At 36.3% G+C, this 13,622-nt stretch carries 9 protein-coding genes; 4 read left to right on the plus strand and 5 right to left on the minus strand.

Annotation, left to right across the window (positions count from 1 at the left end):
- Positions 1-115 precede the first annotated feature (115 nt).
- The 5 genes from AA0017_RS12090 to AA0017_RS12110 form a co-directional block, all read right to left on the minus strand.
- Positions 116-1,852, minus strand: a complete 1,737-nt coding sequence (locus AA0017_RS12090) for a phospho-sugar mutase (RefSeq protein ID WP_413374650.1) — start codon at positions 1,850-1,852, stop codon at positions 116-118.
- Positions 1,853-1,912: 60 nt separating this feature from the next.
- Positions 1,913-3,577 carry an FAD-dependent oxidoreductase gene (locus tag AA0017_RS12095; RefSeq protein WP_413374652.1) on the minus strand — a complete coding sequence of 555 codons (1,665 nt, stop codon included), beginning with the start codon at positions 3,575-3,577 and terminating at the stop codon, positions 1,913-1,915.
- Between the two features lie 210 nt (positions 3,578-3,787).
- The gene (locus AA0017_RS12100) at positions 3,788-4,234 is read right to left on the minus strand and encodes a FixH family protein (protein ID WP_413374654.1); all 447 of its coding nucleotides are present in this window, start codon (positions 4,232-4,234) and stop codon (positions 3,788-3,790) included.
- 99 nt (positions 4,235-4,333) lie between these two features.
- On the minus strand, positions 4,334-5,878 hold the full coding sequence (locus AA0017_RS12105) for a GNAT family N-acetyltransferase (RefSeq protein WP_413374656.1): 1,545 nt from the start codon (positions 5,876-5,878) through the stop codon (positions 4,334-4,336).
- A 390-nt stretch (positions 5,879-6,268) separates the two neighbouring features.
- On the minus strand, positions 6,269-6,739 hold the full coding sequence (locus tag AA0017_RS12110) for a chemotaxis protein CheX (protein WP_413374658.1): 471 nt from the start codon (positions 6,737-6,739) through the stop codon (positions 6,269-6,271).
- Positions 6,740-7,114: 375 nt separating this feature from the next.
- On the opposite strand from AA0017_RS12110, the gene AA0017_RS12115 reads away from it, so the two are divergent.
- From AA0017_RS12115 to AA0017_RS12130, 4 genes are all read left to right on the plus strand, one after another.
- A complete protein-coding gene (locus tag AA0017_RS12115) occupies positions 7,115-8,281 on the plus strand; it encodes a glucose-1-phosphate adenylyltransferase (RefSeq protein WP_413374660.1) in 1,167 nt (388 codons plus the stop codon).
- A 12-nt stretch (positions 8,282-8,293) separates the two neighbouring features.
- Entirely contained in the window at positions 8,294-9,400 is a 1,107-nt protein-coding gene (gene glgD / locus AA0017_RS12120) for a glucose-1-phosphate adenylyltransferase subunit GlgD (RefSeq protein ID WP_413374662.1), read from the plus strand.
- A 113-nt stretch (positions 9,401-9,513) separates the two neighbouring features.
- Positions 9,514-10,980 (plus strand): glycogen synthase, encoded by a 1,467-nt coding sequence (locus AA0017_RS12125; protein WP_413374664.1) that lies wholly within the window; start codon positions 9,514-9,516, stop codon positions 10,978-10,980.
- Complete coding sequence (locus tag AA0017_RS12130; RefSeq protein WP_413374666.1) at positions 10,937-13,357, plus strand: glycogen/starch/alpha-glucan phosphorylase; 2,421 nt, start codon at positions 10,937-10,939, stop codon at positions 13,355-13,357. Before AA0017_RS12125 ends, AA0017_RS12130 begins: the two co-directional genes overlap by 44 nt.
- Positions 13,358-13,622: the final 265 nt, after the last annotated feature.

Raw genomic sequence — 13,622 nt, forward strand, 5'->3', positions numbered from 1 at the left:
GGAAAAATCTGAACCTATTTGCTTCTCTCACCTGTGCTTTTCCCGACAGATGAAAAAAAAGCTGCCCGCAACAGATCATTTTTATGATCTGTTGGGCAGCCTTACTTAGCCTTAATTATACATATTGGTGGACAAGTTCCATGACAGACGTTCTTAACGACGCTAATTGCGCTTGTGCTTCTGGTAAACTGTCTGCTCTTACTCCAAAATAAAACTTCACTTTTGGTTCTGTTCCTGAAGGTCGAATACAAAACCATGAACCATCGACTAGTTTATATTTTAATACATTCGATACAGGTAATTCGATTTTTGTTCGTTCACTTGTCGCCACCGTTAATGACTCACTTGAACGATAATCCTCAATCGATTCAATCAATTTACCACTAACTTCTTTTGGCGGATTGGTACGGAATGTTGTTAAAATATGATTAATCTTTTCAATTCCCGCTTTTCCTTTTAACGTTAAAGATTGAAGATCTTCTAAAAAGTAGCCATATTTTCGATACACTTCAAGAAGTCCTTCATAAATGCTCATATTCTTCGATTTATAATAAGCCGCTAATTCTGCTCCTAATAAGCATGCTTGAACCGCATCTTTATCACGAACAAAATCACCTATTAAATAACCATAACTCTCTTCATAACCAAATAAAAAGCTTTTTTCTTTGGATTGTTCAAATTCAGCAATTTTTTCACCAATGAACTTAAATCCTGTTAACGTATCCATCGCTGTTAATTGATAAGCTTCAGCAATCGCACGACCAATCTCTGACGTTACGATCGTTTTCATAACAATCCCGTTTTCAGGCAATTCACCGTTTTGGTCTTTTTGTGAGAGAAGATAATCAAGCATTAATGCCCCTGTTTGGTTTCCAGTTAAAACCGTATAATCGCCGTTATTATCTTTTACAGCTAATCCAACGCGGTCAGCATCAGGATCTGTTCCGATTAATAAATCTGCATCGATTTTTTGACCATATTGAATCGCAATCTCAAAAGCAGCATGCTCCTCTGGATTAGGAGATGATACCGTTGAAAAATTTGGATCGGGTAATTCTTGTTCAACGACAACCGTTACCTTTTTAAAACCAACATCCTCTAAAATTCGACGGACAGGTACATTGGCCGTTCCGTGTAATGGCGTAAAAACAACATCGACTTTGTCTCCGTATTCATCAATTAACGCCTGATTAACTACGACGGATTTTAATTTTTCATTATAAGCATCATCGATTTCTTCTGAAATGATTTGATAAAGGCGTTTCCCTTTAAGTTCTTTCTCGTCACCAACCTCAATCATCAGTTCATTTTCAACTGATTTTACATGAGAGACAAGTTCATCTGCGGGTCCAGGTGGTAGTTGTCCTCCATCTGGTCCATATACTTTAAATCCATTATATTCTGGTGGATTGTGGCTAGCTGTAATGACAATTCCCGAATACGTATTTAAATGACGCACAGCAAAAGATAACTCCGGTGTTGGTCTTAAATCACGGAATACATAAGTTGTAATGCCGTGTCTCCCTAACGTTAAGGCAGCTTGCTCAGCAAATTCAGGTGATTTATGGCGACAATCATAGGCAATCACAACGCCTCTTTTAACCGCTTCTTCTCCTTTTGACTCTATATACCTTGCTAATCCTTCAGCCGCTTTTCGAACTGTATATGTATTCATTCGGTTAGGTCCTGGTCCAATTTCTCCACGCATACCACCCGTTCCAAATTCCAACTCTTTATAAAAACAATCTTCAAGCAATACCTCATTGTCTGTCACTTGAGCGAGCTGTTCTTTTAATTCTGAATCATGTTGGCTATGCATTTCCCATTTTTTATATTCTGTTTTCCACTCCATAAAGTCTCCCCCTACTAGTCTTCTAGGTCTTTTTCATTATAGCATATACCTTGAATGAAGTTATTCTAATTCAAGATCCTCTGCAGCAAACTGTACTTCTTTTAACTGAGTTTGTAACGAGTCCGTATAATACTGTAGTTGTTCATTTGTCCAATGACTATGTTCCGCGAAATAAGCGAGAATTTGTGAGTAATATTCTTCAATAAATTCTCTTTCAAAATATAAAGCACCCGTTCTTCTAATAATAAAATCTTCTGGAACAATGACTAATTCCTCCTCAAGACTATATTTTAACTCCGCATATAAATCTGAGGGTAACCCCCACTTTCCAGCAAAACGGCTTTTATTACTTAATTTCGCATAAATATTACCGACATTTGAACCATATCGTTCAACGAGTGTTCTCGCCCGTTTTTCACTTAAACCCAGTCTCTTACCTTCTTCTACCTTCCGCTCACAAAATCCTGCAAATAATTCTGAACCTCCAACATATCCACCTGTTAACGTAATGGAATCGGTCACAGAACGTTGATTTATTTTTAATTCCTTACATAGCATGTCAACAACCTTTTCCGCCATCATACGATAACCCGTTAACGTACCTAATAATACTGAAATTAGTCCAGAATCCGAGACAATAATATCATCATAAATTTCTGATTTTTTGGGTGCCTTATTAGGAGAATTTATATAAGAGCTAATCCCCGTCCAGCTCGAAATAACATCTTTTTTCGTTATTTTCGTTTGCGGAAACATCACATTTAAATTATCCAACAAAAATTGTCTCTCCATGTTTGACCATTTGATATTCTCTAAATCACCTGCCCAACTACTTTCAGCAATGCCCACAAAAACTTTATCATAAAATGGGACTGCATAAATGAATGTATCGCCTTCTTTTGCCTTAAAATAAATTCCGTATTTCAAGGGTAGTGTCTCTTTATTTATAACTAAATGCACACCTTTTACATATTTTAGGATTTGATCATTTTTTGAACGATCTTGCTCCCGTAACTCATCAAGCCAAGCTCCCGTTGCATTAACAATTTTTTTCGCATATATTTTTATCGCTTCTCCTGATAAAACATCTACCGCAATAACACCAACCGCTTGACCTTTTTCATATAGAAACGATTCTACTTTCATATAATTAACCGCTTTTGTACCACGATTAACAGCTTCTTTTATCACTTCAATCGTTAATCTCATATCATTAATTCGATATTCTGTATATAAACCGCTTCCTTTTAAACGCTCGTTGTTAATTAATGGTTCATTTTTTAACGTTTGTTTTTTTGAAAGCAGCTCTCCACGTTCACTTTTTTTGACATCAGTCAAATGATCAAACATTTTTAAATTAATCGATGTTTTAAAACGATTAAATAACCCTTCTTTATATATTGGAATAAGCATCTGCTCTGGTCGAGCGACATGTGGAGCGTTTTCATGAAGAATCGCTCGTTCACTCATCAAAACCGAGGATTTTTTTACATCAAATTGATTTAAATGTCTTAAGCCCCCGTGAAAAAGTTTGCTTGAACGTCCGGAGGCCCCATTGGCAAAATCCGTTTTCTCTACTAAGATAGTTTCCAACCCACGTAATGAAGCATCTAAGGCTATCCCTGCCCCACTAAGCCCTCCACCAATTACTAATACATCAACCGAATGATTATTAATTTCTGCGATCCACGTTTTTCGATTGGTACTTGAAAAAGAAACGCTCATCCTGCTACCCCTTCCACAAAAACATCCTCTTTTTTCTATCTCTCTTCAAATAACTATTCTCTCATCATTGTACCTCACTTTTTCATATAACTAAATGAATGTCATCTTATTGTAAAATAGATTTTTTTGGTAAAACTCTCTCCCTAATACATGATAAAAAGAAGCTAAACTAAGTTCAACTTCTTTTATCCATTTCTTTATTTAATTCCTTTAATAATATTGGACAAATCCGTAAGAATTGACTTCAACATATAAATTTTTTTCGTAATAGTACTGCTCATTTTCAACATTAACAAGGATATTCCAGTAACCAGATTCAGAAAAAAGAACTTCTGACTCATAAAGTCCAGCTTCTAGATGATGCATCACAACACTTACGCTCTTATCGGTATTTGGCTCGTTGATTTCTAGACGCACATTGGCCTTTGTCAATGGTTCATGCTTTTCATTTAAAACAAAAATTTGGATATCTTCTGTTCGGCCCTTTTGAAAACTCATTCCCGAGTCAGCTAGTTCAACATTCCAATTCTCTACTTCATATTTCTTTTGAAAATCAGTTAATAAATAATTAAAGACAATACTTATTAAGACAAAGACAAGTAAAATGAGGATTTGTATATGAACAGGCAGTCGTTTTTTTTCGGTTTCTAATAGCATGTTTGCTCCTCCTTCTCCTCTTCATCTTTGCCCAACTTCCTTTTACGTAAACGAAAAAAGCTGCCCTCCTTCTAGGAAAGCAACTTCATTTACAATCATCTACTCTTGTTTGTATGTGATTTCATAAATATCACGGCGACGATCACGGAGTTGATTCACACTTCCCGCTCGACGATGACGTCGTAAAATTTCTAAATCGACATCCCCAACCACGACTGTCTCAATATTAGGATTACATTCACCGACGACACCGTCACGGGCAAAAGTAAAATCAGATGGACTAAAAATACCAGACTGAGCATATTGAATGTCCATATTTTCGACATCGGGTAAATTTCCAACTGTTCCTGAAAGTACCGTATATACTTGATTCTCGATCGCACGAGCTTGAGAACAATAACGAACCCTTAAATATCCTTGTCGATCATCTGTACAGAATGGAGTAAAAATAATATTTGCTCCTTTATCAACCGCAATCCTTGCGAGCTCAGGGAACTCAATATCATAACAAATTTGAATCGCAATTTTTCCACAATCCGTATCAAAGACTTTAACTTCATCCCCACCTGTAATTCCCCAGAATTTACGTTCATTTGGCGTAATATGAAGCTTATACTGCTTTTCAATCGTACCATTACGTCTAAATAAGTAAGCAATATTAAAAATTTTACCTTCTTCCTCAACAAAGTGAGAACCACCAATAATATTCACATTATATTTAACTGCTAAATTGGTGAAAATTTCAATGTAGTCTTCCGTGAATTCCGTTAAACGACGAATCGCTAAACTCGGACTCTTTTCTGGTAAAAAAGATAACAACTGCAAGGTAAAAATTTCTGGAAAAACAACAAAATCTGAGCTATAACTTGCCGCAACATCTGTATAGTATTCACACTGCACGGCAAAATCATCAAATGAAGTAATTTTTTTCATCTCATATTGAATGCTCGTAATCCGTACAGGGAATGATGTTTTAAATGAACGTTTTGGTGTCATTGGCTGATAATCAATATTATTCCATTCCATTAACGTTGCATATTTTAATGATGCCTTATCATCATCTAAATAATTACGATTAATCCGTTTTAACGTAAATCCATTCATTACTTGGAACGTAAGCACGGGATCATAAATATTGTGCATCGTCACTTCTTCCACATATTCTCGAGGTGTCATCTCTTTTGAATGTTTATAATAATTAGGAATTCTTCCCCCAATAATAATACTTTTTAAATTTAATTTGCGAGCTAAATTTTTTCTCGCTTCATATAACCGGCGACCTATTTTCATTCGACGATATTCAGGGTGAACCATTACTTCAATTCCATATAAATTAAAACCCTCTGGCTCATGATTCGTAATATAGCCATTATCGGTAATTTCATCCCAAGTATGTTGGTCATCGTATTCATCAAAGTTAATAATTAAACTCGACGATGAACCGATAATCTCTCCATCATACTCTACACAAATTTGTCCTTCTGGAAAAACCTCGATATGACTCTTTAAATGGCTGATTTCCCAAGGCTCCATTTTCGGAAAACAAACCTTTTGCATATTAATAATTTCTTTAAAGTCCTTCTCTTCAATTTGACGAATCATCATCTTTTTCTCAAACTTCGAAACATCAATTTCTGATGTCATCATTCCCACTCCTTCACTAACAACTTCTCCAACAAAAGTGTACCCTTTTTTCACAAATTTGAATACAAAAAAGTGGAGGACGTCGGTTAGGAGTGAGGAAAAATAAGAACAGCTGTGAAAGTCGGTACTCGTAAAATATATGGTTATATTAGTTAGCTATACTCCGCCAGCTCCATACCCTACGCGTTCCGCGGGTGAATCGGGAGCCTCCGGGTATTCCGCTGGCTTCGTTTTGGTTAAAGAAAATACAGCTGAAGCCTTAATGAAGCATTTAATGAATCATCTAATTGTTTGAGTTTCTTCCCAGTTAAAGGAATGAATGAAACTTTTTCAGTGGCCCCACACAAAAAAACTACCTCAAAAAGTCGAATCACTTTTTGAGGTAGTTTTTTAATATGTTTCTACAACTTCTTGTACACTAATATGAACACCAATTTTTCCAATCGCTGAATCTAAAGGGATTGAAATAAAAGGGTTAATCGAATGGTAATTGGATTCTCCTTCATTAACGATCGGTGGGGTGACATCAATTACGCAACCTTCCTTGGACAACTCAGTTGCCGTTGTTCCAGCTACCCAATTGCCAAACTCCTGTACTGCACTCCAGCCCATTTCATCGATTTTATCAATTTGCATACCGCCCATCATAACACCGATAATTTTTTGTGCTGTTTGAGATGAAAATGTACAGATAATTTGCCCTTTTAATTGTCCTTTCACTCCCAAAATCACCGAAATATCTTCTGATACGAGATGCCCTTTGCCAGCTGTAGGAGCTAATGCATTTACGACCAAACCAAAATGACTTGTAAGTATAAACTGAGTTGCCTGGCAAATGGCATTTACATGATTTGTATTCAATCGTATTCCTCCCCTTTGACTTAATTCAACGAATTTATTCTTTCACTTAAAGAGTAATCGCCTCTAGTCCGTGTTCTACCAAAAGCAAAAATACAAAATTAGTCCTTTTGTTTTACAAATTCGGCCGGAATAATAAAACTTTTTTACTACTTATCATTACTATACCATGTTTTTTATAGAATAAAATAACTCTTTTGAAAATAAATCAAGTCTTTTAGCCTATTATCTTTCTCTAAGATGTTCACTTTTTGTTAACAACTTCTTTAATTTTATTGGAATAGTAAACGTTTTCTATTTCATACACTTCAAAGAATATAATTTCAACAATAAAAACCAATGATTTTTTCTTGATAAATAAATGAGGGAGGTTTGTTCGTGTTAAAAAATCAAAAAAACTGCATTGCTATGTTATTAGCTGGGGGCGAAGGAAAAAGGTTAGGAGATTTAACAAAAAAAATGGCCAAACCAGCTGTGCATTTTGGGGGTAAATATCGAATCATTGACTTCGCATTGAGTAATTGCAGCAATTCTGGAATTGATACGGTTGGCGTACTTACTCAATATGAACCTTTAGCGTTAAATGCCCATTTAGGGATTGGCTCCCCCTGGGATTTAGACCGACGTGATGGTGGACTGAGAAGCCTACCTCCATATATAGAGAAAAAAGGTGGTTCATGGTATCAAGGTACAGCAAATGCCATCTTGCAAAATATCCCTTTTATTGAGCAACATAATCCTGAACATGTTCTAATTCTTTCAGGAGATCATATTTATAAAATGGATTACAGCAAACTCATTGATTCCCATAAGGAAACAAGGGCCGATGCGACGATTTCAGTCATTGATGTACCCTTAGAAGAAGCAAGCCGCTTTGGCATTATGGAAACGAACGCTTCAAATGAAATTACCGGATTTAAAGAAAAACCTGAGCAACCTACTAGTACACTTGCCTCGATGGGAGTGTATGTCTTTAAATGGCCACTTTTAAAAAAATATTTACTGGACGATGCAAAACGTAAACAATCAAGTCATGATTTTGGTAAAGATATTATTCCGAAAATGCTAGCTGACAATCAACGCCTACTCGCTTATCCATTTACAGGTTATTGGCGTGATGTCGGAACAATTGAAAGTTATTGGCAAGCGAATATGGATCTCGTTGGGCGTGCTCCGAAATTTAATTTAAATGACCCAAATTGGAAAATCTATTCGGTGACTCATCATAAACCACCACATTATTTATCAAAAAATGCTAAAGTTTCAAAATCAATCATTGATGAAGGGTGCCGAATTGCCGGTACGGTCAAAAATTCAATTATTTTTAATGAAGTGAGCATTGAATCCGAAAGTTTGATTGAAAAGTCTGTCATTATGCCCAATGTATCGATCGGTCAAAATGTCAAATTATCAAAAGTAATTATAACTGAAAATACAACGATTCCAGATAATGTTCAACTTACTTCCCCTACCAATCAAGTACTTGTTTTAAATCAAGAATCGTTGCATCAAATACTCGCCCAAAGACTAGTTAGCAATGGTTGAAAGGAAGATATAATGAAAAAAATGCTCGGTGTTATTCAATTAGACCATGAAAATGATTTATTAAAAGAGTTAACATATTTTCGTTGTGTTGCAGCCACACCTTTCGCTTCACGTTATCGGCTGATTGATTTTGTATTATCCAATATGGTAACGGCACAAGTGCATGAAGTTGCTTTGTTTGCTAGGAAAAAATATCGTTCTCTAATGGACCATCTTGGTACAGGTCAGCCTTGGGATTTAAATAGGAAAAACGGTGGCTTTTTTATCCTACCTCCAGATTGGAATGATCCCACTGATCGTTCTTTAGGTGACCTACAACATTTTCATAATAATCGAGATTTTTTTATGAGAAGCCAGGCTGATTACGTGTTAATTTCCGGGAGCACTCACCTATGTACGATTGATTATCAAGCTGTATTTGAGCAACACCTTCAAACAAATGCAGATGTCACCCTTATTTATCATCCTGACTATAAAACAAGTGCTCATAATCAAAATAAGTTAAAGCTGCAATTCAATAAAAAAGGGGCTGTTCAAGCCTTAATAAATGATCAACAAAACCCTCATCTATTTATGAATATGTACATCATCTCAAAAAAGGTGCTACTAGAATTGGTTGACTATTGTATCTCTAATCATAAATCTGATTTGTTATTAGATGGCGTGTTCGCTCACCTCGATCATTTAGCGATTCATAGCTATGCTTATGATGGTTATCACGCCGTCATAGATTCAGTTGAAAGCTACTACAAATATAGTATGGAATTACTGCAAGATATTAATTATCAAAAGTTATTTTTACAGGCGAATCCGATTTTTTCCAAAATAAAAGATGAGCCTCCAACTCAATATAAAAAAGGAGCCAAAGTCAGTCATTCCTTAATCGCCAATGGTTGTATTGTCGAAGGTACGGTTAAAAATAGCATTCTTTTTTCTGGCGTCCATGTACAAAAAGGGGCGATTGTTGAAAATTCAATTATTATGCAGCGTTGTACGATTCAACACTCTAGTCAATTAAGTCATGTTATTTTAGATAAGAACATTCAAGTGACCCCTTACCAAAGACGAAAAGGCACAATAGAAGCACCTTATCTAATTGCAAAAAGCCAAGTAATTTAATTAATAATATTAAAAAATCCGCTAACTAGCTCGTTAGCGGATTCTCTTTGCAGAGGAATTTCCTTTCATTTATAGAATATGTTTATCAATGGCTGAATATAGGAGGATGTATTATGAATATCGTTTTTGCGGCAAGCGAATGTTACCCTTTTTTTAAAACTGGTGGACTAGCAGATGTCATTGGCTCTCTCCCTCCACAATTACAAGATGAACACGCTCATGTTTCAGTCATTTTACCGAAAGCCTCCATTCTTCAAGCTGAATTTGAAGAGCAATTAACCTTTGTGGCCAGCTTTCCTGTTTATGTGAAATGGCGAAAACAATATTGTGGAGTTTTTACCCTACAGCAGCAATCGATCACCTACTATTTTATTGATAATGAATATTATTTTAAAAGAGAACAGCTCTATGGCTATCCTGATGATGGAGAGCGTTTTGTTTTTTTCACCCATGCCATACTCGCTCTTTTAGAAGAGCTTCATTTAAAGGTGGATTTTCTCCACTGCCACGATTGGCAAACTGCCTTATTGCCTGCTTACTTAAAAACAAAACAAGCTGATATCCAGACCGTATTTACAATTCATAATCTTCAATATCAAGGAATTTTTCCAGAAAGCATTTTTAATGAGCTCCTTCACTTTTCAGACGAACATTTACCTGGTTTACTTCATGAAGACTGTATCAACTTCGTAAAAGCTGCCATTTTCCATGCCGATTTTATTACAACCGTCAGCCCGAGTTATGCTGAAGAAATCACAACAGAGCTAGGGGGAGAAGGTTTGCATCAGATCCTCTTTCAAAATAAAAATAAATTGTGTGGAATTCTAAACGGTGTCGATACAAATAATTACGATCCACTACTTGATCCGAATATTTCTGTTCCTTTTTATCAAGATCCAGATCGAAAAAGTGAAAATAAGCTAAGCCTCCAAGATGAATTACATTTACCTTTATCCAAAGACATTGCTGTTTTAGCTGTCGTATCAAGACTTGTTCAAAGTAAAGGGCCTGACTTGCTGTTGGAGATAGCAGATGAACTCCTTCAAACGGAAAATGTTCAGCTCATTATTGTTGGTACAGGTGAAGAGCGACTTGAACAAAACTTTTTACAATTACAAAGCCGTTATCCAAGTAAAGTTCGAACGGTTCTTGGCTTTTCAGAAAGCTTTGCCCGCAAAGTTTATGCTAGTGCCGACTTTTTATTAATGCCCTCCTTATTTGAGCCATGTGGATTAAGTCAAATGGTCGCTCTTCAATATGAGACTGTTCCCATCGTTCGTGAAACAGGTGGATTAAAAGACACGATCACCGCATTTAATGAATATGAAGGAGCAGGAAATGGACTAAGTTTCACGAATTATAATGCTAGTGACTTTTTATATACGATTCGACGTGGCCTTTATCTTTATAAAAATAAAGAGCTATGGAACCAACTCCTGTCGAATGTATATAAGTCGTCCTTTAATTGGGAGCAGTCGGCGTTAATGTATAAAAAGTTATATTTATCCCTTAGAGATAGGAGAGGAGTGTCTACAAATGAACATCACCCAAACAGAGTTTGTCCAAAGCTTCATCGATAAGCTAACAACCACATTCGGAAAAACCGTTGTTGAGGCTACAAATAAAGAAGCCTATCAAACGGTAAGCTTATTGCTCAAAGACATCATCCTACGAAAATGGCAAAAGACTCAAAACCAACAAAGTGAACAAGATGAGAAGCAAATGTACTATTTTTCGATGGAATTTCTCCTAGGAAGGTTAATCGAAAGCAACTTATTAAATGCCGGTTTATTATCAACTTGTGAAGAAGGTTTAAAAGAGCTTGGTTTTAACTCAGACGAAGTTTTTATTGAGGAGCATGATGCCGGTCTAGGAAATGGTGGACTCGGGCGACTGGCCGCTTGTTTCCTTGATTCACTTGCCTCATTAAACCTACCAGGTCATGGTGTCGGGATTCGTTATAAATATGGTCTTTTCCAACAAAAGATGGTCAATGGCTACCAAGTAGAACTACCCGATTATTGGCTCAAGGACGATTATATGTGGGAAACTAAACGTTCTGATAAATCAGTGGAAGTTCACTTCGGTGGAGAGGTTGCATTAGTGTCAAAAGATAACCACCTCCATGTTGAACACAAAAATTTTGAGAGAGTATTAGCGATTCCTTATGACGTTCCTATCGTCGGCTATGAAAATGAAACGGTGAATTCCCTCCGCTTATGGAGTGCCGAATCGATGCCCAACTCCTTTCATTTCCACTCCTCAGAAGGACATGATTATTATCACTATTTAGATTACAAAAGGTCAGTGGAGCAAATCTCAGAATTTCTCTATCCCGATGATTCGTATTATGAAGGACGCCTCCTGCGGTTAAAACAACAGTACTTTCTTGTATCCGCTGGCCTGCAAAGCATTTTAAGTCGTTTCAAAAGAAAACATGATGACTTCTTCCTCCTTCCACAAAAAGTGGCCATTCAAATTAATGATACACACCCAAGTCTAGTCATCCCTGAATTAATGCGACTCTTAATGGACGAAGAGCAATTAGGTTGGGATGATGCTTGGAAAATTACTACCTCAACCGTTGCCTATACCAATCATACAACTTTAGTCGAAGCACTAGAAAAATGGCCAATCGATATGGTTCAATCCTTACTTCCGAGAATCTATATGATCATTAATGAAATCAATGAACGTTTTTGTCAGTCTATTTATTACGATCACCCTGAACTCCGAGATAAAATTGCCGAAATGGCGATTATTTCTTACGGTCAAATTCATATGGCTCACTTAGCGATCGCTGGAAGTTTTTCTGTCAATGGCGTCGCCAAATTGCATACTGATATCTTAAAAAATCGGGAAATGAAAAACTTTCACACCATTTTTCCTGAACGATTTAATAATAAAACCAATGGAATTACACACAGACGTTGGCTTATGAATGTAAATCGCAATTTAGCTCAGCTTTTATCTGATTCAATCGGAAAAAACTGGATTAAAGAACCACGAGAGCTGATTCAACTCATTAAATATACGGATGACGCTAGTTTTCAAGAGGAAATTGCAAAAGTCAAACTAAAAAACAAAGAACGTTTAGCTGAGTTTATCCACTCTGAATATGACATTAAAATTGATACCCAATCCATTTTTGATGTTCATATTAAACGACTTCACGGCTATAAAAGACAGCTCCTGAACTTATTTCATATTCTTCACCTTTATCAACTTTGCCGTGATAATCCGAATATCCAAATGACGCCACGCACATTTATCTTTGGAGCTAAAGCGGCACCTGGTTATCATTTTGCGAAGCAGGTTATTAAACTAATTACATCAACTTCAGATAAAATCAACAATGACCCGATTGTAAAAGATAAGTTAAAAGTGATTTTTTTAGAAAATTACAATGTTTCCCTCGCGGAAAAAATCATCCCTGCTGCTGACATTAGCGAACAAATATCGACTGCAAGTAAGGAAGCTTCTGGTACAGGTAATATGAAGCTCATGATGAACGGTGCATTAACCATTGGTACACTTGATGGAGCGAATGTTGAAATTCGTGATATGGTAGGGCCCAATAATATTTTCACCTTTGGATTAACTTCGGAACAAGTATTTGAATATCAACAAAATGGTCATTACCGAGCAAGAGATATTTATAATAGTGATCAACGTCTTCGGGTCGTCATGGATAAACTCGTCAATCAATTTTTCACTTATGATGATGTCGAATTTAAAAATATTTATTATTCTTTGCTTTATAACAATGATGAGTATTTTGTTCTAAAAGACTTCGATAGTTATGTCGAAGCCCAACAACACGTCGAACAAACATATCGTAACCAAAAAAGCTGGCTCAAAAAGAGCATAACGAATATCGCTCATTCAGGGAAATTTTCTAGCGACCGCACCATATCCGAATATGCCAATGAGATTTGGGATATTCACCCACTCTAAGTAAATAAATCGTTCTTTAATAGCTCTCGGTTGTTCCAAAAGGTCATGAAAGCGACCTATAAGGGATAGCCGTTTTTTTGTGAACTCTAGTAAAAATCACCAGCTTCCGTTCTATTGATTAGAGCCTTAGTGTCTGGCGATAAATGGCGTTCTACTCACAGCTTCCGAAAATGCTTGCACCTCAATCGCAAGAAATTTCAAATAAAAAGAGTTGGATGACTGTTATCTTGTCATCCAACTCTTTTTTAGGTGGTTTTGTTCCTAC

It is taken from the genome of Alkalihalobacillus phoenicis (genome assembly GCF_047302405.1).
Classification (GTDB): Bacteria; Bacillota; Bacilli; order Bacillales; family Bacillaceae_D; genus Alkalihalobacillus.